Here is a 19,103-nt window from a genome sequence, read left to right as displayed (position 1 = left end):
ACAGAAATGGGTATGCGCGAGCAGCGTTAAAGGTGGTACAGCATCAGTTTTTCTGACAGCTTTGTGGAACGGGATGTCTTGATCACGCCGATCGGTCGAGTTCGCCGTAGAATTCCAACACCGCCGCCTTGAAGACCCGATCTCCCACTGCCAACATGTGATCGCGGTTGGGAATGTCGATGGCCTTTGCATGCGGCATCAGATCGGCGAGCTCCTGACCCGACCCTGCAATATCGTCCTTCGTTCCGACGGCAATCAGCGTCGGTGCCTCGATCTTGGCTGCTTCTTCGCGGGTGACCAGAACGCGCGATGTCTCGATACAGGCGGCAAGCGCGACGCGATCGCTTTTCGTCTGCTCGGCAAAAGCGCGGAACATGCGCCCGCGTTCATGGGTGACGACATCGAGCGATGGCGCGCGAAGCGCATCCGCAATCGGATCCCAGTCCCCAACGCCGTCCACCATGCCGATGCCAAGGCCGCCGAACACCAGCGAGCGGACGCGATCGGGGTGTGCCATCGCCAAGAAAGCGGAGATACGCGCGCCCATGGAGTAACCCATCACATGCGCTTCGGGGATGCCAAGGTGGTTGAGCAGACCAACCGCGTCTTCAGCCATCACGGCCGGGTAGTAGGCATTCGGGTCATGTGGCTTGTCGCTGGCCCCGTGGCCGCGATTATCGAGTGCAATCACACGATAGCCGGCGTCGCCGAGCGTCTTCACCCAGCCGGGATGAACCCAGTTCACTGCCGCACTGGATGCAAATCCGTGAATGAGAAGAACCGGTACGCCGGACGGGTCGCCCTCGTCAAAATAGGCGAGTTGAAGTCCATCGCGCTGGAAGGACAAAAATTGCGGCAGGTTGAGATTCATCAAGGACCTCCTTTTTTGCCGACCATATGTCAGGAAATAGTGGTGTTGGGAATATTCAACGCTCTTTTCTATGGAGGTTGGAGTGATTTAACGCTACATACTCGAACAATACGAGCGTTGGCTCAGAGACGAATTTGCATTTGGAGACGAACATGGCCGGCCACACAATTCCTCACTTCCAGAACGACGGCGGACACCGCATGATCGAGATCGGCGTCAAGGAATTCATGTGCACGGGGGCATCCGTTCCTTTCGATCACCCGCATATCTTCATCGATATGGGCGACGAGAACGAGAAGGTCTGCTCCTACTGTTCCACGCTCTATCGCTACGATCCGTCGCTGAAGGCCACGCAGACCAATCCTCCCGGCTGCGTCTTCCACGTGAAGGCAGCGTAACCCCATAAATATCGGGGCTCTCCATGCCCATTAAATCCGTGGCGATTGTCGGTGCCGGTATAGCCGGTCTCACCGCAGCCCTTTCTTTTGCCCGTCATGGCATTGCAAGTGACATCGTCGAGCAGGCGTCCGAACTCGCAGAGGTCGGCGCCGGGCTGCAAATCTCGCCCAATGCCGCTAATATCCTTTCTGCCCTCGATGTCCTGCCGCTGATTGAAGAGACGTGGATCGAACCCGAGACGGTCGATCTGGCGTCCGGCCTTTCGCTCAAGACGCTCGTCTCTCTGCCGATGAAGAATGTGGCAAGAAGCCGTTGGCACGCACCCTACGGCGTGCTGCATCGAGCGAGCCTGCAGCAGGCACTTCTTGCTACCGTCAAAAACAATCCTCTGTGCCGATTGCATCTTGGAAAAAGACTGGAGACCGCCAGCAAATCCGAGATTGCCAAGACAGTCTTCACTGAGCCGGATCTGCTCATCGGTGCTGATGGCGTTTGGTCGAGCACGCGCTACGCCGTGCCGAATAGCCCCGTCGCGACCTTCTCGGGCAACATCGCCTGGCGCTTCACGCTGTCTGGCGATGACGCGCCTGAGTTTCTCAATCGTAACGCTGTGACGGCCTTCCTCGGCCCATCCGCGCATGTCGTGGCCTATCCGCTGGCAGAAACAGGCGGCTTCAACATCGTCGCAATTGCTGTTGGCGCAAATCCCGGAGACACGTGGAAGGCGGAAGCGCAAGGTCAGCAGAAGGCGTTTCTCATCCAGCAGTTTCGCCGTTGGAATCCGGCTTTTTCGAGCGCATTGGAGCGGCCCTCCACGCCGACATTCTGGCCGCTCTTCCAGGCTGGCCCTGGCCGCTGGCAAAACGGGCGGGACACAGTTCTCATCGGCGATGCAGCCCATGCGATGATGCCCTTTGCCGCTCAAGGAGCAGCAATGGCAATCGAGGATGCCTTTGAACTGGCCACTTTCGTTGCGCAAGGAGATACGCTGGGCTCATCGCTTGAGAGCTTTGAGGCGCATCGCATGCCACGCGTCGAGCAGGCGCGCAGACGCGCAAAGCTGAATAGCTTTGCCTATCACGCCCGAGGCCCTCTGCGGATCGGGCGCGATGTTCTGCTGTCTTTGCGTCCGCCGGAAAAATTCCTTGCGGACTTTGACTGGCTCTATGGCTACCGCGCAAAAGGGCTTTAGGCTTTCGCCGCTGCGGCAAACCCTGCTTCCAGATCGCGCTTGATATCCGCGACATCCTCAAGTCCGATCTGAAGCCGGATAACCGGTCCTCCGCTCGGGCCAGCCGCTGCCGTCCGATCGGCGAGATTGACGAGGACGGCCAGAGATTCATAGCCGCCCCATGAAAAACCAAGCCCGAAAATGGACAGGGCATCTAGGAAGGTATGGGCCTTGTCTTTGAACTTTTCTGGATCGGCCTTCAGGACAAACGAGAATACGCCGCTGGATCCCTTGAAATCGCGTTTCCAGATATGGTGTGTCGGGAAGCTGGGCAGGGCGGGGTGCAGGACGCTGGCGACGTCGTCGCGCGTTTCAAGCCATAGAGCGATCTCAAGCGCGCTTTTCTGGTGGTGTTCCAGCCTGATTCCCATTGTGCGCATCCCGCGCAGCACCTGATAGGCATCGTCGGACGTCACGCACATGCCGAGATTGGTATTGGCGTCCCAAAGTTTCTTCCAGTGCTTTTCATTGGCGGATACGAAGCCCATCAGCACGTCGGAATGGCCTGCCGGATATTTCGTCGCAGCATGGATGGAGACGTCGACGCCATGATCGAGCGGGCGAAAATAGAGCGGCGTCGCCCAGGTATTATCCATGGTAACGACGCAGTCGTAGCGATGCGCGATGGACGAAATCAGCTTCACGTCCTGCATTTCGAAAGTGTTCGAGCCGGGCGCTTCCAGATGGACCAGCCGCGTATTCGGGCGGATCAAAGCCTCAATGCCGGCCCCGATCGCGGGATCATAATATTCGACCTCGACACCATATTGTTTGAGCATCGTATTGCAGAAGCGGCGGGTCGGAAAATACACCGAATCGACGATTAGCGCGTGGTCTCCGGCAGAGAGATAAGCAAGAAATGGAACGGTCACGGCAGCGAGGCCGGACGACAGGAGGATCGTTCCAGCCGAGCCTTCCAGCTCGTCGATCATCTTGCAGAGCACGTCCGTCGTCGGCGTGCCATGAGTGCCATAAGTGTATGGCTGGTCACCCGACATCAATGTTGCAGCATCCGGGAAAAGAACGGTCGAACCACGGGCGATCGGAGGATTGACGAAGCCGAAAAAGTCGAACGGCTCGTTACCGAGATGGGCAAGGCGCGTATTCACTCCCGAGGCGCCTAGGATCTCGTTCTTGTTTTTCATGCTGGAAGTCTCTCATTAATGTGATGCGGGAAGATGCCGAAGAATTGCGCTTGCGGTCAAGCCGCTTATCTGAGCAGGGGAAAAACCAGTCTATCTGTCAGACAGGATGAACAGATTTTGAGCTATTTTAGCGCAAAAAATAGTCATATGCTTACTTAAAAGCCGAAAATTTGAAAATTCCGTTTTTTAGACACAATTGCTCAGCGAAAGTCTTGACCATGGCGGCAATTGTGATTGTGATAGGGGCGCACACCGGGAGGTGAAGCGGAGAGACTGTCGCGAGCGCACGGCATGCGTCGGTCATCTCCAATCGAGAAAAAAGAGACAAAGGTTGGGAAAAATGAAAAAGGCACTTCTGTCAGCCGCTATTGGCGCAGCAGTATTGGGAGCTGCAACGGCTGCATCTGCCGCTACTCTTCAGGATGTTAAGGCAAAGGGCTTCGTCACCTGCGGCGTCAGCTCTGGCATTCCGGGTTTCTCGAACCCCGACGACAAGGGCGAATGGTCCGGTATCGACGTTGACTATTGCCGCGGTATCGCTGCTGCTGTCTTCGGTGATCCGACCAAGGCCAAGTACGTTCCGCTGACATCGAAGGATCGTTTCCCGGCTCTTCAGTCCGGCGAAGTCGACGTTCTCACACGTAATACCACCTGGACGATTAGCCGCGATACGTCTCTCGGCTTCAACTTCCGCACCGTCAACTATTACGACGGCCAGGGCTTCATCGTTAAGAAGAGCCTGAACGTGAAGTCTGCTCTCGAGCTCTCCGGCGCTGCCGTCTGCGTTCAGCAGGGCACGACGACCGAGCTCAACCTCGCCGACTACTTCAAGACCAACAACCTTCAGTACAACCCGGTTGTGTTTGAAAAGGAATCCGACGCGACCTCGGCTTATGACTCCGGTCGTTGCGACGTCTACACCACGGACCAGTCCGGCCTTTACGCAATCCGTCTGAAGATGAAGAACCCTGACGAAAACATGGTTCTCCCGGAAATCATCTCCAAGGAGCCTCTCGGACCGGCCGTTCGTCAAGGTGACGACCAGTGGTTCGACCTTGTCAGCTGGGTTCACTACGCCATGATCAATGCTGAAGAGCTCGGCATCACCTCCAAGAACGTTGACGAGCAGAAGGCTTCTGCCAACCCGGACGTCAAGCGTCTTCTCGGCACCGAAGAGGGCACCAAGATCGGTACCGATCTCGGCGTCACCAACGAGTGGGCCTACAACATCATCAAGACTGTCGGCAACTACGGCGAAGTCTTCGACCGCAACGTCGGTCCTGGCTCTCCGCTTAAGATCGAGCGCGGCCTCAACTCTCTGTGGAACAAGGGCGGCCTGCAGTACGCGCCTCCGGTTCGCTGATTGCTTTAAAGCCTAAAAGCTTGTGCAGGAGGCGGGGATGTTCATCTCTGCCTCCTTCTTCTTCATAAAATAAGCTCGAAAAGAGCATATAGAGGGAAAGGTGCCTATGGCAGGCAAGACGATCCGTTCTGGACCGTCCGGCGCATCCGGCGCGACGTCCATGATCAACGATCCGCGCATGCGGTCTATCTTCTATCAGACCGTGACGCTCATCATCCTGGTGCTGGCCGTCTGGTTCATCACCAACAACACCATCCAGAATCTTCAGAGAGCCAACATCGCCTCTGGCTTTGGCTTCCTGAACGGGAGAGCCGGTTTCGATATCGGTCAGACGCTGATCGACTACAACAATGACAACACGTTTGGTCGCGCACTGATCGTCGGTATATTGAACACCTTGCAGGTGGCAGTTCTCGGCATTATCACGGCCTCGATCATCGGTTTCCTCGTCGGTATCGCACGCCTGTCCAAAAACTGGCTGGTCTCGAAGCTCGCTCAGGCCTATGTGGAGATCTTCCGCAATCTGCCGCCGCTTCTCGTCATCTTCTTCTGGTACAAAGGCGTCATCACTATCCTTCCGCAGGCACGTGAATCGCTTGCTCTGCCACTCGATACCTATTTGAACAATCGCGGTTTCTTTTACCCCAAGTTCGTCTGGGGCGAGGGCACCTGGATGGTTCCGGTGGCATTCCTCGTCGGTATCATCATCACCTTCTTCGTCTATCGCTGGGCAAAGGCCCGGCAGATGCGCACCGGCCAGCCCTTCCGCACGGGCCTCGTCGGCACTGCGATCATCATCGGCCTGCCGCTCCTGACCTTTCTTGCGCTCGGCGCGCCGTTGACCTTTGACGTGCCGGTTCTTGGTCGGTTCAATCTGGCTGGCGGCTCGGTCATTGCACCGGAATTCATGTCGCTCTACCTAGCGCTTTCCTTCTACACCGCCTCCTTCATCGCTGAAATCGTCCGTGGCGGCATCAAGGCCGTTGCGAAGGGGCAGACGGAAGCGGCCGAGGCACTCGGCCTTCGTTCCAGCACCACGACGCGCCTAATCGTCGTTCCGCAGGCGATGCGCATCATCATTCCGCCGCTCACCAGCCAATATCTCAATCTGACGAAAAATTCGTCGCTGGCTGTTGCCGTTGGCTTCTCGGATCTCGTCGCCGTTGGCGGGACCATCCTCAACCAGACGGGTCAGGCTGTCGAAGTCGTGGCGATCTGGATGATCGTCTATCTGTCGCTGTCCATCACGACGGCGTTGTTCATGAACTGGTTCAACGCGAAGATGGCATTGGTGGAGAGATAAGCGATATGACAAGTACTTCCGTTTCCTATATCCGCCGCGAATTGGTGCCGGCTCAGCCGGCGCCATCCAGCCAGGTCGGGGTCGCGCATTGGCTCAAGACGAAACTCTTCGCCACGCCGAAGGACGTCGTGATGACAGTGCTGTCCATCGCACTGCTCGCCTACATCCTTCCACCTCTGGTGCAGTTTTTGTTCGTCGATGCCGTCTGGACCGGTACCGATCGCTTGGCTTGCCTCACCGTCGCGCAGGGCGGCACTCTGCCGGATGGCCAAGCCGGAGCCTGCTGGGCCTTCGTTGGCGCCAAGTTCCAGCAGTTCATGTTTGGACGTTATCCGTTTGATGAACGGTGGCGTCCGCTTCTGGTCGCAGCAATGTTTGTCATTCTGCTCATCCCGATGCTGATCCCGAAGGCACCCTTCAAGACGGCCAATGCCGTGTTGCTTTTCCTCGTGCTGCCTTTCGTCTCCTTCTTCCTGCTGGTTGGCGGTTACTTCGGCCTGCCGCGGGTGGAGACGCAGCTCTGGGGCGGGCTGATGGTCACGCTCATCCTGTCCTTCTTCGGGATCACCGTATCGCTGCCGCTTGGCATTCTCTTGGCGCTTGGTCGTCGTTCAACGATGCCCGTGATCAAGACACTGTGCGTCACCTTCATCGAGGTCATTCGTGGCATTCCTCTGATCACCGTCCTGTTCTTCGCCAGTATCATGCTGCCGCTGTTCCTGCCCGAAGGCGTGACCTTCGACAAGTTCATGCGTGCTCTGGTCGGGGTGTCGCTGTTTGCATCCGCTTATATGGCGGAAGTTATTCGCGGTGGCCTTCAGGCCATTCCGAAGGGGCAGTACGAAGGTGCGGATTCGCTTGGCCTGAATTATTGGCAGAAGACGCGTCTGATCGTTTTGCCGCAGGCGCTGAAGCTCGTCATTCCCGGCATCGTCAACACCTTTATCGGTCTCTTCAAGGATACGTCGCTCGTGTCGATCATTGGCATGTTCGACCTCCTCGGTATCGTCAACCTCAACCAGTCGGATGCGAACTGGGCAACACCGGTGACACCTGTCACGGGTTATGTGTTTGCCGGGTTCGTATTCTGGATATTCTGCTTCGGCATGTCGCGCTATTCCCTGTTCATGGAGCGCCATCTCGACACCGGACATAGAAAATAAGGGAAAATCTCATGGCAGAAACCCAAGCAAAGAAGCTCGAAGTTTCGGCGACGGATGTCGCGATCGAAATCACTGGCATGAACAAGTGGTACGGCGATTTTCACGTGCTGCGCGATATCAACCTCAAGGTCATGAAGGGCGAGCGCATCGTTATCGCCGGGCCATCCGGTTCCGGCAAATCTACGATGATCCGGTGTATCAATCGCCTGGAAGAGCACCAGTCGGGCAGCATCGTCGTCGATGGCATCGAGCTGACCAACGACCTGAAGAAAATCGATGAAGTACGCCGTGAAGTCGGCATGGTGTTCCAGCACTTCAACCTCTTCCCGCATTTGACCATTCTGGAGAACTGCACGCTGGCACCGATCTGGGTTCGCAAGATGCCCAAGAAGGAGGCCGAAGAGATCGCGATGCACTATCTGACGCGCGTCAAGATCCCTGAGCAGGCGCATAAATATCCAGGCCAGCTTTCCGGTGGCCAGCAGCAGCGTGTGGCGATTGCTCGCTCGCTCTGCATGAAGCCCAAAATCATGCTCTTCGACGAGCCGACATCGGCACTTGACCCGGAAATGGTCAAGGAAGTGCTCGACACCATGGTGAGCCTTGCCGAAGACGGCATGACCATGCTCTGCGTCACCCACGAAATGGGCTTTGCCCGCCAGGTGGCCAACCGCGTGATCTTCATGGACCAGGGCCAGATCGTCGAACAGAACGCCCCGCAGGAGTTCTTCGACAATCCGCAGCATGAGCGCACCAAGCTCTTCCTGAGTCAGATCCTGCACTAGTCCTCTTGCGACTAAAGAAACAAAAAACCCGCCGGTCGCCCGGCGGGTTTCTTTTTGGAGGATGTTTCGCGTCAGCGGGACATCAAGGTCATCGCCGTCATCGAGTCTAGGAGCGTGCGGGTCACGCCGCCAAACAGCATTTCCCACCAGCGGGAATGACCATAGGCACCCATTACCAGCAGATCGATGCTGGTATCCGCCAGTCGATTTTCAATCGCCGTATGCGGCGCGACACCTTGAATTTTTTCGTGCGAGGTCACCGTCACATTGATGCCGTGGCGTGCAAGCGTTGCGGCGATCTCAGAACCCGCCAAGGCTGCGGTCTGCGAATCATTGTCTTCCATGTCGACGGAGAACACTTCGACGCTCTCTGCTGCCTTAAGGAAGGGCAGGGCGTCAAAGGTAGCGCGTGTTGCTTCCCGCGATCCATTCCACGCGATCAGCACCCGGCGGATAGGTTTCGGCTCGGTCAAAATGTTCGGAATGAGAAGGACGGGGCGACCGCTCTCATAGAGAAAATTGTCGATATCGGCGCGGCTATCCGACAAGGCAAACGAAGCATGCTGTCTTGCGACGATCAGATCGGCGCAGCGCGCGCTTTGAAGCGAAGACTTGGCCGAGTAACCGACGGAAGAGGCGAAGCTGCGCCATTCGCTGGAAATACCGTTCGCTGTCATGCCTTCGGCAAAGACTCTTTGGGACTCTTCGGTTTCCTTGTGAGCCACATCCTGTACCGCCTGCACGGTGGCAGGATCAGGGATTTCCATAGGCGCGACAAGCGGAACGGCCGCCAGCGTTTCCATATGAAGCCCTATCACATGTGAAGAGAATTGTTGCGCCAGCTGAGCCACGAACGCGTCCAGATGACGCGTGTTTTCAGCGGTGTCGACAACAGCGAGGATCGTTCTGTAGCCCATGGCCATTCTCCTTGTGACGCATCAATGACAGGTCCAAGATGAACCTGTCATTCGCTAGTCGCCTTGATCCTTATCAAGACGAAATCTGCACGGATTAAACGTATTGCGCCCAAAGGAGTTCACGCAAACGTGGAGGACGCCTTCGCGTTCGCAATGTTTTCAATCATCGCCGCCACGTCTCTTGCTGCTGCCTCCAACAGGTGTGCATCGCGTGCGCGGACCACGATCTCGGTGGAGAAGCGCTGCCCGTCATATTTCGGATAGGAACCGATGCTGGTCTGAGGGTGAGCCCTCTGGATTTCGCTCAGGGGCGTTCCGATGTCACCCTCCCCAAATTGCGATGTCACCGACTGGGACATCATCTTTGCGCCCGTTTTGAGGGTCGGCACGACATTGTCGAGCATGGCTTGGAAAACCTGCGGGACGCCCGCCATGACATAGACATTCTCGACGATGAAGCCTGGCGCGACCGAGACAGGATTGGCGATGTGCTTTGCGCCGCGCGGCATGCGGGCCATGCGTTTGCGCGCCTCGGTAAACTCCATCTCCCGAGCGCGATACATGTCTGCGAGAATCCGCAAGGCATCCGCATCATGCTCACAGGGTAGGTTGAATGCGACGGACACGGCATCGGCCGTAATGTCGTCATGCGTCGGGCCGATTCCGCCCGAGGTGAACACGTAATCATAGCGAGCACGAAGAGCGTTCAAAGCTTCGACAATGGCTGGCTCATCATCGGCGACGATCCGCACTTCCTTCAGGTCGATGCCAGACATGGTGAGGACGTCCGCAAGGTGCCCGATATTCTTGTCTTTGGTGCGACCCGACAAGAGCTCATCGCCGATGGCGAGCATGGCGGCCGTAACCGGGGAGGAGGGAGAGGCAGAAGACATGGAAGGATACTCACACGACACGATGTGCGCAGACGTTAAACCCGCCAGCGGCGAATGCAATATGCAAGGTCATAAAATAGGACTGTATACCGACGTATTGCCGTCGTTCGCAAATCGAGAACGGTGCGTCCTTTCCGCACCTCTCGCTCTCGCCCCATTCCTCTGTTAGCGTCCTGTTACATCAGCGGCGTAGAAATCGTCCGCGATCCTGATGCTGAACAACAAACAATGAGGAAAGACCAACGATGGCAAAAGTTCTGGTGCTCTATTACTCGTCCTACGGTCATGTGGAAACAATGGCTTACGCCGTTGCGGAAGGTGCAAAGTCTGCAGGCGCCGACGTCGTCGTGAAGCGCGTTCCCGAACTCGTTCCGGAAGAGGTCGCGAAGTCCTCTCACTTCAAGCTGGATCAGCAGGCACCGATCGCGACCGTCGAAGAGCTTGCAGACTACGACGCGATCATCGTCGGCGCCGGTACACGCTTCGGCACCGTTGCCTCGCAGATGCGTAACTTCTGGGATCAGACCGGTAGCCTGTGGTTCAGCGGCAAGCTGGTTGGCAAGGTGGGCTCGGCCTTCACCTCCACGGCGACGCAGCACGGCGGCCAGGAATCCACCATCCTCGGCTTCATCCCGACCTTCCTTCACCACGGCATGGTCGTGGCAGGTCTGCCTTATGCCTTCCAGGGTCAAATGGGCGTGGACGAAATCAAGGGCGGCTCGCCTTACGGCGCATCTACTATCACGGATGGTGATGGCTCGCGCCAGCCTTCGGCAGTAGAGCTGGAAGGCGCAAAGTTCCAAGGCGCGCATGTCGCCAAGCTTGCAGCCAAGCTCTCGGCCTAAGCCTCATAGACAAAACGAAAATGCGGCCCGTGAGGCCGCATTTTCATAACTGCCGTGAGAGGCAGCTGAGATATTGTTTACGAGCTTTAGACCAGCGGGTTGACCATGATCAGGCAGGTCACAACCACAAATCCCAGAAGCGATATCTCGAGCAAACTGTTTAGGCCGTCACGCATCTCATTACCCTCCAGATTTCCGTACCAGGAAAACGTGGAAAACATAACGTAGTTCCGCGACAACGATACGAATCTTAATGGACGGTAAAGAAAATCTCTTATCCCGTGTTTCGGTCAGCCGGTAATGACGAAGGCGATAATCAGATGGCCGACGATACCCACCACAAGGCAGGTCATCAAAAGCAGGAGCAGGGGCTTCTTCATCGTCTTTTGCACTTTCCAAGGCGTTTGATAATCCATCATATCGACTTCAAGTTCTCGTGCTGAAGTACGTCGGCATCGATCCGACGACTGGCGCGACATGCTGTGGATGAACCGGTCGACATCTTCTACACACCAGAAGAGCGCGCGATAACCCGTATCTGCGCACTTGCGACATTACGCCTTGATGTCGAGGCCCGCTTCGAGTGCGGCCGCGATAAAGGCGCGCCTGGCATCCTCTGGCTTCTTCTTACCAGCGCCGACAGCGGCGAAGACGAGCAGAGCGTGATCGAGCGCGTCACCCTCTTCCACAGGCCAGTCTTCGATCATCGCCCAGGACGCCGCCTGGGTCGTTTCAATGCTGGTGTAATTGCCCGGCTCTTCGAGCGCGACAAGAACCGGCTTGCTCCATTTCGTATTCATCTTCGCGTTCGCCGCTCCATTCGATCAAAAGATGCCTCTAACCCGAGAGCGTGCATCATTCAACGGTGTGGATCAGTCGTCGCGCCCAAACATCAGCCAGTCGCGAATGATGCGACGGTCGATGATCTTGATCGAGCGATCCGGCTGGATCTGATAGGTTTCGATCACACGATCGCCGTTCCAGCGCCTGAAATTGTGCGTGAAGGTGCTGCCAACAGGGGATTTGGTCAGCTTGGTGCGCGGCTGGCCATTATATGTAATGCTGCCTGAAATTGGTTCGAGATTGGCATTCGAAATCCCCGTCGTACAGCCTGCAAGCGCCAGAGCCAAAACGGAAACTGCGATAAGGGACTTGGCTTTCATGATACATTCCTTTTGGATCAGACGCGATGTCGTCGCAATGGGTGATCGGAATAAACATTAGGCCGGTGCACAGGTTCCACAACGCTGAGCATGTGGAAACGTGAGCAGAATATCTTGTCCGAGTTTTTGAAACTTACCTATTGCGCGGAAAATGGATTCGTTCTAAATCCCCGCCATCGCTCGACGTTACAGAGCGTATGAGGCCTCGTGGCGGAGTGGTGACGCAGAGGACTGCAAATCCTTGTACCCCGGTTCAATTCCGGGCGAGGCCTCCATAAAATCCTCCACATATTAGATATCGAACCCCTGCAGCCACAGCATGCGTTTTGGCGCTTTTGCATAGGCTCGTTGCGCAGCTGATTTGCGCAAAAAAGGCCCCGCCGGACCGAATAATCTCAGCAGGGCTGTAGTTTATTCGTTCAAATTCGTCCGAGTAGAACGAGGATCAGGACGATGACCAGCACGAGACCAAGGCCGCCCGACGGCCCCCATCCGTAGTTGTGGTAGCCCCAATTTGGAAGTGCTCCGACGAGGAACAGAATCAGAAGGATGACGAGGATTGTGCCGAGCATGTTTGCCTCCAGCCGTTGATGATGCCTTAGTAACGCAATAATGATTAGGCGGATAAAAAAGTTCCCGAACGCGGTATCAGGGGATGTAATTTTGGCGGCCGAATATGCCGAGGCGCGCGAGCGTTTCTTTTTAGCCCACTGATGCATGCTTGTGCTTGAAAGCACGGGCGGAGCCCATTAAGACGATTAGCAAAATGCGGACACAGCTGTGTCTGCTAGGCTTTTACTCGAGGCAAGCACGACATGATGGATTTTGAAACCGCACGCGCGAAAATGGTGGACGGCCAGGTGCGTACGACCGATGTAACGTCCCATTCGGTGCTCAAGGCGTTTCTTTCCGTACCGCGTGAGGCCTTCGTTCCAGACAACGTCAAGCAGGTCGCTTACATGGACGAAGATCTGCAAATCTGTCCTGCCAAGGATGGGCTTGCGGCGCGTTACCTCTTGAAGGCTTCGCCCATCGCCAAGATGCTGCAGCTCGTGGCTGTCACCAAAGATGACCTGGTGCTGGAAGTTGGTGGTGCGACGGGTTACGTCTCCGCAATCCTCTCGGAACTCGCAGGCTCCGTTGTTTCGCTGGAAAGCGATCCGGAACTGTCTGCGAAGGCGACCGAAACGCTTGCCGCACTGGGTTACGTCAATGTGGTCACGGTTGCTGGCCCGCTGGAGCAGGGACATGCCGCCCAGGCACCATACGATGTGATCTTCATCAATGGCGCTGTTGAGGAGGTGCCGCAGGCGCTTCTCGACCAACTCGCCGATGGTGGTCGTCTGATTGCCGTCGTGGGTTATGGTAATGCAGCCAAAGCCAGCGTTTATCGCCGGGATGGCAAGGGTGTGTCGGCGGCGACCTTCTTCAATGCATCGCTGAAGCCACTCCCGGGCTTTGCCAAGGCTAAGGAATTCGTTTTCTAAATCGGTTGCAAAAGTAGATGGTTAACAGATGGCCCGGTGAATGCCGGGCCATTTTTGTTTGTAAATAAAGCTGTGTATCGCGCAAATCATCCACCCGCATGGATTCTCTTCTGAGCGCTCGTGCCCTACACTCAAGATGATTCGGAGCATGCGTATTCTGCTCCGGCCCGTCTTGAATGTGAAAATCGGGGATAAAAATGGCTCAGCCGAGTGTAGCGCGTGAACCATCCATGGAAGAGATTCTGGCATCGATCCGCAGGATCATCGAAAGCAACGAACCTGCGCCGTCGAATGGATTTCCAGGTCAGCCGGCTACCGAGTTCGAACTTGGCGAGGTGGAGCTGGATGTGGATTTTGCCGAGGATATCTCAGCAGAGATCCCAAGCCCGCCGGCCCATGTTCCTCCGGCTGCCAATCAGGGCTATGGCGCGCGCCAGTTCAACGATTTCGCGCCTGTCGTCGAAAGAGAAGAGCCTGTCGTCGAGAAGTCTATGTCGCTCGCCGATGTGGCGGCACGGGTTCGCGCAGCCGCAGATCGTAATGCAACGCTTGGGCCCCAGGGCAGCCTGGCTCAGGGACATGGCGTGACGCCGGTGCCCACCGCTGCACCAGCGCCAACGCAATCCTCTTTGGAGGTTGAGCGCCCACAGGTGGCACAGCCTGCCCGCCCTACTGATGTGCGTCCGTTGTTGGCTGCCACAGCACCTCAGCCGCTCCGGGAAATGCCGACGTTCAATCCTCCGCCGCAAGCCGCGGCACCTGCGCCAGCACCACAGCCTGTCCCCGTTTGGGAAACGATGCAGTTGCGCGGCGCGGTGGAAGAAGAGAAGCCTGTATCTCGCGCTGTCGACGTTCGCCAGGAGCCTACTGCCGAACCTGCCGTTCAGAAGAGCGAGCCCAAACTCGATCTACCGGTGAACCTGGTGTCCGCCGAGGCCGGCGCCCAGATCGCCCGGTCCTTCGGCGCTCTCGCTGAAGTATTTGACGGCGTGCGTAACCCGACGATCGAGACTGTCGCTCAGGACATGCTGCGTCCAATGCTGCAGGAATGGCTGGAAGACAACCTGCCGACGATCGTCGAGCGTATGGTTCGTGAAGAAATCGAGCGCGTTGCGCGTGGTCCTCGTCGTTGATGCACGTTGGAGGAAGGCTGCACCTTTCTCCTGACCGTGCCGAGACGAGGTCACCTTGAGGTCATGATGACCTTTCGTTGATACAGAAAGCCGCTGTGGAGATGATCTCCTCAGCGGCTTTTGCTTTTACATGCTTCGTTTGCGGGGACACTTAACGCCATCTGCCGCAGCGTCGTTTTTCAGGGCGCGTCATCACGGCTGTACAGCGAAGCTTATTCAACCGTGCCTTCTGCAAAGTTCCAGAGACTGTCTATTTCGGTTACGACAATAAGTGATCTTGGTACTCGACTCCGCAGAAAGGCGAAGAGGAAAACCACGACGCGATATGGATCGACCTCAGAGTTGGGTCAAATTCCGAGTCGCAAGATGATGACGTGTTGACCACAGCATCGGCCTAAAAATCGGACTCGATTTTCGAAAAAGCACGCTGCGTAGATCGAAAAGGTCAAGCGCCGTGCGCCCAGTAGGACGCACAGCGCTTCAGCCATTCATTCACTCTGCCTGAATTGTTGCAAATGCTTTGCTTGTGCGGTGTTCCGCTCAGTCTCGTGTGAAGACACGTCGCTCGAGATCGACGGTGTAAACCCAAACGAAAACGCCCCCGCGGTGGCGAGGGCGTTTTCCAAAAGCTTATCGAAGCACTTGCTTAGCTGAAGCGCCCGGCTGCGTGGGCCAGCATGGTGTAGACTTTGCCGGTATCGGACGTCAGGTAGGACTGTGTCACCGTACGGTCACGATCCGTGCGGGCAACATCCGCCAGAAGCTTTTCGAAGTCGGAGATGTATCGATCGACCGCGGTACGGAACTCCGACTCACGCTCATATTTGCGCTTGATCTCATCGAAGGTCTGCTGGCCCTTCAGTGTGTAGAGGCGACGCGTGAAGACGTCGCGCTCGCCGCGCTGATATCGACCCCACAACTCGACAGACGCATCGTGATCGATGGCCCGTGCGATATCCACGGAAAGCGAATTCAGTGACTCGACGACATGGCGCGGGTTGCGGCTGTCGGCGGCACGCGTCTGCTGTTCCGCTGCAGGCCGGGCTGCAGATGGGGCAGGCGCCATCGGTGCTGCGCCGTCCTGAGCGTCGCGAGAGGCGCCGCGCAACAGATCGCTAATCCATCCACCGCCTTCTTCACGGCGCTGAAGCGGTGCCGAAAGACCAGGCTGCGAAGGCGCTGGACGTTGCTCGACGGGAGCGACGTTGCGGATGACCGGTGCGGCTGGCTGCTGCTGCACGGGAGCTGCTGTTGCTGCCGGTGTAGGCAGCGGCTGCTGTTGCGGGCGTGGCTCTGCGCGCGCCTGTTGAGGCTGCGGGGCGGCGGGCTTGGTAGCCGCAATCGCCCGCGCTGCAGGCTCGGAGATTTCAAACTGCTGCGTGGAGCGACCCACCAGCTGCGAAATATCCTGCAGCGCCTTGATCTGCTCGGAAACGGCGCGACGCATGGCGGCGGCACTTTCCTTGGCTTCTTCCGGCAGGTCGAATGCACCGCGTTTCAATTCGGCGCGGGTGGCATCGAGCTCCTGGCGGATATCCTGGCTGGAGCGGCGGATCTCTTCCGTCGCGCCGGAGAAGCGATTGACCGCTTCCTGCACCGCTTCACGCAAGGTTTCGCGCATGACGGTGGCCGCCGCATTCGACTTGTCGGTGGCGGTATTGATCAGCTTGTCGACGTCGGACAGCGACGAGGCGACACCGTTGCGCAGACGGCCGGCAAGCTCGTCCGAATACTTCTGCGTCTCGGACATGGTGCCTTCGATCGCACGTGCCGCTTCTTGGCTGGCTGCCAGAAGCGCGCCGCGCATGTTCTGCGCCGCGCTGCGCGCCCGCTGTTCGGTCTCGTCCAGCGAGCGACCAATATCGTCGAAGGAGGAGTTGAGGTTTTCGCGCAGGTTGCCCGCCACTTTGGTGGAGCGCTGCTCGGCTTCGCCCAAGGTCTGCTCCACGACGGACATGACGCCCCGCATGGAGTTTTCGATTTCCTCGGAGCGCTGCAACAGACCCACGGAAAGCGAACGAAGCGCTTCCTGACGTTCCTCCAGCGTGCCGACGAGGTTGGCCTGTGCCGAGGTCAGAAGCTCGCCTGCCTGCGACAGAACCGAAGTGTGCTCGTCGAAGCGTGCCACGATGCCGGCGACCTGAGACAGCGTGGTACCGGACACATTGGCCAGACGATCGACCTTGCTCTCAAGCAGGCGGCTGGAGGTGGTGATAAGGTCGGATGCGCGCGATGCGGATTCCGAGAAGCTTGTGGTGGCGCTGCTGAGAGCCACGTCGGCTTGCTTGAATTCCTGCGTCGCACGTGCCACGGCCACATTCAGGCTGTCGGTAGCGCCGTTGACCACATCCGTCATGCTCGAATGGCTGTGCGACAGCATGTCGGTGCTCTGACGCGTCGCCGAAACCAGCTTGTTGGCAGCATCGCTGCTGGCGCGAGCGTAATCGTCGATGGCCTGCTCGACCATGCCGACCATGCCGCTATTGGTTTCCGACAGAAGGTTTGCGCTCTGCTGAGCAGCAGTAACGATCTTCTCAGCCGCATCCTGGCCGACGACAGCATATTCGTTGACGATCGGCTTTGCCTTCTCCTCGATGAGGCGAGACAGTTCGGCAGAACGGCTTGCCAGCATGGAGTTGAGTTCGCGGGTGCGGCTGTCGAGCGTATGGCGGATAGATTCACCACGGGCATCGAGCGCGCTTTCGACATTGGTCAGCGTCTCGGAGATGGCGCCGACCTGGGTGCGGACGACAGCTTCTGCTTCGGCAACCTTGTTGACGATGGCGTTGCCAGCATCGGAGAAGGTCTGTGCAACCGCAGCGGCCTGACCAGAAAGCCTGCTCTGCGCATCGGAAATCCGGCCAACGATCTCATCGGAGCGCTGTTCGATGGTGCGGGTGAACTCGTCGTTGCGGGACTTGATCTGGTCTGCAAACTCAAGGCCCGTCTTGCTGATGAACTCGGTCGAGCGCACCGCCTCGTGGTCGATGCTCTGGGCGGCGTCAGCCACCGCATCGCGAAGCGTGCGAGCAAGGCCGGAAGCCTTGCCTTCAATTGTGCGGTTGACGTTTTCAAGCCCGACATTAAGCGCGCGATCCATCGTGCCGAGACGCTCGTCGATCCGAGCCGTACCGGTAACGAACACGCCTTCGAGCTTCTGCGTGGCGTCGTCAAGCGTTGCATTGACGTTGGTCAGATCGGACTGGAGCTTGCCATGCAGAGCTTCGATATTGTTTTCCAACCGCGTGCCGGTTTCACCGAGACGGTTGGAGACCGTGTTAACGGAGTTTTCGATGCGCGAGGTGAGCGATTCCGACGCCGTGTCTATCGTCCGCTGCAGAACTTCCTGCTGCGTTTCGAAAGACATCTCCAGCATGCTGGTGCTTGAGGCAACGGTGGTTGCAAGCGACATGGTCTGGTCAGACAGAAGATCGCCAAGCTGCTCCTTGGCAGAGCCTAGTGTTTCCGAAAGAGCGGAATGATGCTGATCCAACGTGGTGCGGATGGCATCGTGCGATGTCTGGAGATTGTTTTCCAGTCGCTGAACGCCGGTTTCCATCGTGTTGGCGAAGCTACCGGCACCAGATTCGACTGCGGTTTCGATACGCGTCGCTGCGGAAGCAACCGTCTGCTCGATCAACTCGCTGTTGCGCTCGACGGTCCGGCTGATGGTGTAGGCCTGCGTGCCAAGCATGGTGTCGAGACGCAGATGTCCGACCGATAGTGCTTCTTCCATGGCGGATGTCGTCGATGTGAGTCGTTCTTCGGCATCCGAGACCGTACGGGCAAGGCTCGCAGCGCGGCCATCGAGAGCAGAAGCAAGGCGCTCTTCGGCCGACGAGATCGCCATGTCGATGGCGATGGTGCGGCTGTCGAGTGTGTCTGCAAGACGTTCTTCCACGCCGGACACCACCGAGGTGAGGGCACCCGTCCGGCCATCCAAAGTTCCGGCAAGACGCTCTTCGGCCGACGAGAAGGCCATGTCGATGGCCATGGTGCGGCTGTCGAGCGTATCGGCCAGACGCTCTTCCACGCCGGACACCACGGAGGTGAGGGCGCTGGTGCGGCCATCCAGGGTTTCGGCCAGACGTTCTTCGGCAGAAGAAAAGGCCATGTCGATAGCCATGGTACGGCTATCAAGCGTATCGGTGAGACGTTCCTCTACGCCGGACACCACGGAGGTGAGGGCGCTGGTGCGGCCATCCAGGGTTTCGGCCAGACGCTCTTCGGCAGAGGAGAAGGCCATGTCGATAGCCATGGTGCGGCTGTCGAGCGTTTCGGCCAGACGTTCTTCCACGCCGGACACGAGGGAGGTGAGGGCGCTGGTGCGGCCATCCAGGGTTTCGGCCAGACGCTCTTCGGCAGAGGAGAAGGCCATGTCGATAGCCATGGTGCGGCTGTCGAG

17 protein-coding genes, 1 tRNA gene and 1 pseudogene are annotated in these 19,103 nt (G+C 57.7%); 10 read left to right on the top strand and 9 right to left on the bottom strand.

The window, feature by feature from the left end; translation table 11 throughout:
- Positions 1-82 precede the first annotated feature (82 nt).
- Positions 83-871: an alpha/beta fold hydrolase gene (locus PVA19_RS17320; RefSeq protein ID WP_274103652.1), complete on the bottom strand. Its 789-nt coding sequence runs from the start codon at positions 869-871 to the stop codon at positions 83-85.
- Between the two features lie 152 nt (positions 872-1,023).
- On the opposite strand from PVA19_RS17320, the gene PVA19_RS17315 reads away from it, so the two are divergent.
- Both PVA19_RS17315 and PVA19_RS17310 read left to right on the top strand, forming a co-directional pair.
- Positions 1,024-1,269, top strand: coding sequence for a zinc-finger domain-containing protein (locus tag PVA19_RS17315; RefSeq protein ID WP_062425477.1), 246 nt, complete (start codon positions 1,024-1,026; stop codon positions 1,267-1,269).
- Positions 1,270-1,292: 23 nt separating this feature from the next.
- Positions 1,293-2,462, top strand: coding sequence for an FAD-dependent monooxygenase (locus PVA19_RS17310; protein ID WP_274103650.1), 1,170 nt, complete (start codon positions 1,293-1,295; stop codon positions 2,460-2,462).
- On the opposite strand, the gene PVA19_RS17305 is transcribed toward PVA19_RS17310, so the two are convergent.
- The gene (locus PVA19_RS17305; RefSeq protein WP_274103648.1) at positions 2,459-3,646 is read right to left on the bottom strand and encodes a cystathionine beta-lyase; all 1,188 of its coding nucleotides are present in this window, start codon (positions 3,644-3,646) and stop codon (positions 2,459-2,461) included. The genes PVA19_RS17310 and PVA19_RS17305 overlap by 4 nt on opposite strands.
- Positions 3,647-3,986: 340 nt before the next feature.
- On the opposite strand from PVA19_RS17305, the gene PVA19_RS17300 reads away from it, so the two are divergent.
- The 4 genes from PVA19_RS17300 (at position 3,987) to PVA19_RS17285 (ending at position 8,260) form a co-directional block, all read left to right on the top strand.
- Complete coding sequence (locus tag PVA19_RS17300) at positions 3,987-5,009, top strand: amino acid ABC transporter substrate-binding protein (RefSeq protein WP_113227420.1); 1,023 nt, start codon at positions 3,987-3,989, stop codon at positions 5,007-5,009.
- Positions 5,010-5,115: 106 nt separating this feature from the next.
- Positions 5,116-6,312: an amino acid ABC transporter permease gene (locus PVA19_RS17295; RefSeq protein ID WP_113260702.1), complete on the top strand. Its 1,197-nt coding sequence runs from the start codon at positions 5,116-5,118 to the stop codon at positions 6,310-6,312.
- A 5-nt stretch (positions 6,313-6,317) separates the two neighbouring features.
- Positions 6,318-7,475 (top strand): amino acid ABC transporter permease, encoded by a 1,158-nt coding sequence (locus PVA19_RS17290; protein ID WP_062425472.1) that lies wholly within the window; start codon positions 6,318-6,320, stop codon positions 7,473-7,475.
- Positions 7,476-7,486: 11 nt separating this feature from the next.
- A complete protein-coding gene (locus tag PVA19_RS17285) occupies positions 7,487-8,260 on the top strand; it encodes an amino acid ABC transporter ATP-binding protein (protein ID WP_274103646.1) in 774 nt (257 codons plus the stop codon).
- Positions 8,261-8,331: 71 nt separating this feature from the next.
- Here the strand turns inward: PVA19_RS17285 and PVA19_RS17280 are convergent, their stop codons facing one another.
- On the bottom strand, positions 8,332-9,177 hold the full coding sequence (locus tag PVA19_RS17280) for a universal stress protein (RefSeq protein WP_274103644.1): 846 nt from the start codon (positions 9,175-9,177) through the stop codon (positions 8,332-8,334).
- A 119-nt stretch (positions 9,178-9,296) separates the two neighbouring features.
- Positions 9,297-10,070 carry a competence/damage-inducible protein A gene (locus tag PVA19_RS17275; RefSeq protein WP_274103642.1) on the bottom strand — a complete coding sequence of 258 codons (774 nt, stop codon included), beginning with the start codon at positions 10,068-10,070 and terminating at the stop codon, positions 9,297-9,299.
- Positions 10,071-10,315: 245 nt separating this feature from the next.
- On the opposite strand from PVA19_RS17275, the gene wrbA reads away from it, so the two are divergent.
- The gene (wrbA, locus tag PVA19_RS17270; protein ID WP_112519040.1) at positions 10,316-10,915 is read left to right on the top strand and encodes an NAD(P)H:quinone oxidoreductase type IV; all 600 of its coding nucleotides are present in this window, start codon (positions 10,316-10,318) and stop codon (positions 10,913-10,915) included.
- A 290-nt stretch (positions 10,916-11,205) separates the two neighbouring features.
- On the opposite strand, the gene PVA19_RS17265 is transcribed toward wrbA, so the two are convergent.
- The 3 genes from PVA19_RS17265 to PVA19_RS17255 all read right to left on the bottom strand — a co-directional run bounded on the left by PVA19_RS17265 (position 11,206) and on the right by PVA19_RS17255 (position 12,078).
- Positions 11,206-11,334, bottom strand: a complete 129-nt coding sequence (locus tag PVA19_RS17265; protein WP_274103640.1) for a hypothetical protein — start codon at positions 11,332-11,334, stop codon at positions 11,206-11,208.
- 135 nt (positions 11,335-11,469) lie between these two features.
- Positions 11,470-11,715, bottom strand: coding sequence for a DUF982 domain-containing protein (locus PVA19_RS17260; protein ID WP_274103639.1), 246 nt, complete (start codon positions 11,713-11,715; stop codon positions 11,470-11,472).
- Between the two features lie 72 nt (positions 11,716-11,787).
- Positions 11,788-12,078 carry a hypothetical protein gene (locus tag PVA19_RS17255; protein WP_274103637.1) on the bottom strand — a complete coding sequence of 97 codons (291 nt, stop codon included), beginning with the start codon at positions 12,076-12,078 and terminating at the stop codon, positions 11,788-11,790.
- Positions 12,079-12,279: 201 nt separating this feature from the next.
- On the opposite strand from PVA19_RS17255, the gene PVA19_RS17250 reads away from it, so the two are divergent.
- Positions 12,280-12,353: transfer RNA gene (locus PVA19_RS17250), tRNA-Cys, on the top strand.
- 144 nt (positions 12,354-12,497) lie between these two features.
- On the opposite strand, the gene PVA19_RS17245 is transcribed toward PVA19_RS17250, so the two are convergent.
- Entirely contained in the window at positions 12,498-12,650 is a 153-nt protein-coding gene (locus tag PVA19_RS17245; protein ID WP_082447214.1) for a DUF3309 family protein, read from the bottom strand.
- 243 nt (positions 12,651-12,893) lie between these two features.
- On the opposite strand from PVA19_RS17245, the gene PVA19_RS17240 reads away from it, so the two are divergent.
- Together PVA19_RS17240 and PVA19_RS17235 are read left to right on the top strand one after the other, a co-directional pair.
- Positions 12,894-13,565 carry a protein-L-isoaspartate O-methyltransferase family protein gene (locus PVA19_RS17240; protein ID WP_082447213.1) on the top strand — a complete coding sequence of 224 codons (672 nt, stop codon included), beginning with the start codon at positions 12,894-12,896 and terminating at the stop codon, positions 13,563-13,565.
- A gap of 197 nt (positions 13,566-13,762) precedes the next feature.
- Positions 13,763-14,698, top strand: a complete 936-nt coding sequence (locus PVA19_RS17235; protein ID WP_274103635.1) for a PopZ family protein — start codon at positions 13,763-13,765, stop codon at positions 14,696-14,698.
- Between the two features lie 646 nt (positions 14,699-15,344).
- Here the strand turns inward: PVA19_RS17235 and PVA19_RS17230 are convergent.
- A pseudogene (locus PVA19_RS17230) lies at positions 15,345-19,103 on the bottom strand (hypothetical protein); the annotation flags it as partial.

This window comes from Agrobacterium sp. CNPSo 3708 (assembly GCF_028674915.1).
Classification (GTDB): Bacteria; Pseudomonadota; Alphaproteobacteria; order Rhizobiales; family Rhizobiaceae; genus Agrobacterium; species Agrobacterium cavarae.
Note: the sequence above shows the minus strand (reverse complement) of the source record. Positions and strands in the feature narration are given on the sequence as shown.

Coding starts and splice junctions, on each gene's coding strand:
- PVA19_RS17320 (WP_274103652.1), bottom strand. CDS start 871: ATGAATCTCAACCTGCCGCAATTTTTGTCCTTCCAGCGCGATGGACTT.
- PVA19_RS17315 (WP_062425477.1), top strand. CDS start 1,024: ATGGCCGGCCACACAATTCCTCACTTCCAGAACGACGGCGGACACCGC.
- PVA19_RS17310 (WP_274103650.1), top strand. CDS start 1,293: ATGCCCATTAAATCCGTGGCGATTGTCGGTGCCGGTATAGCCGGTCTC.
- PVA19_RS17305 (WP_274103648.1), bottom strand. CDS start 3,646: ATGAAAAACAAGAACGAGATCCTAGGCGCCTCGGGAGTGAATACGCGC.
- PVA19_RS17300 (WP_113227420.1), top strand. CDS start 3,987: ATGAAAAAGGCACTTCTGTCAGCCGCTATTGGCGCAGCAGTATTGGGA.
- PVA19_RS17295 (WP_113260702.1), top strand. CDS start 5,116: ATGGCAGGCAAGACGATCCGTTCTGGACCGTCCGGCGCATCCGGCGCG.
- PVA19_RS17290 (WP_062425472.1), top strand. CDS start 6,318: ATGACAAGTACTTCCGTTTCCTATATCCGCCGCGAATTGGTGCCGGCT.
- PVA19_RS17285 (WP_274103646.1), top strand. CDS start 7,487: ATGGCAGAAACCCAAGCAAAGAAGCTCGAAGTTTCGGCGACGGATGTC.
- PVA19_RS17280 (WP_274103644.1), bottom strand. CDS start 9,177: ATGGGCTACAGAACGATCCTCGCTGTTGTCGACACCGCTGAAAACACG.
- PVA19_RS17275 (WP_274103642.1), bottom strand. CDS start 10,070: ATGTCTTCTGCCTCTCCCTCCTCCCCGGTTACGGCCGCCATGCTCGCC.
- wrbA (WP_112519040.1), top strand. CDS start 10,316: ATGGCAAAAGTTCTGGTGCTCTATTACTCGTCCTACGGTCATGTGGAA.
- PVA19_RS17265 (WP_274103640.1), bottom strand. CDS start 11,334: ATGATGGATTATCAAACGCCTTGGAAAGTGCAAAAGACGATGAAGAAG.
- PVA19_RS17260 (WP_274103639.1), bottom strand. CDS start 11,715: ATGAATACGAAATGGAGCAAGCCGGTTCTTGTCGCGCTCGAAGAGCCG.
- PVA19_RS17255 (WP_274103637.1), bottom strand. CDS start 12,078: ATGAAAGCCAAGTCCCTTATCGCAGTTTCCGTTTTGGCTCTGGCGCTT.
- PVA19_RS17245 (WP_082447214.1), bottom strand. CDS start 12,650: ATGCTCGGCACAATCCTCGTCATCCTTCTGATTCTGTTCCTCGTCGGA.
- PVA19_RS17240 (WP_082447213.1), top strand. CDS start 12,894: ATGATGGATTTTGAAACCGCACGCGCGAAAATGGTGGACGGCCAGGTG.
- PVA19_RS17235 (WP_274103635.1), top strand. CDS start 13,763: ATGGCTCAGCCGAGTGTAGCGCGTGAACCATCCATGGAAGAGATTCTG.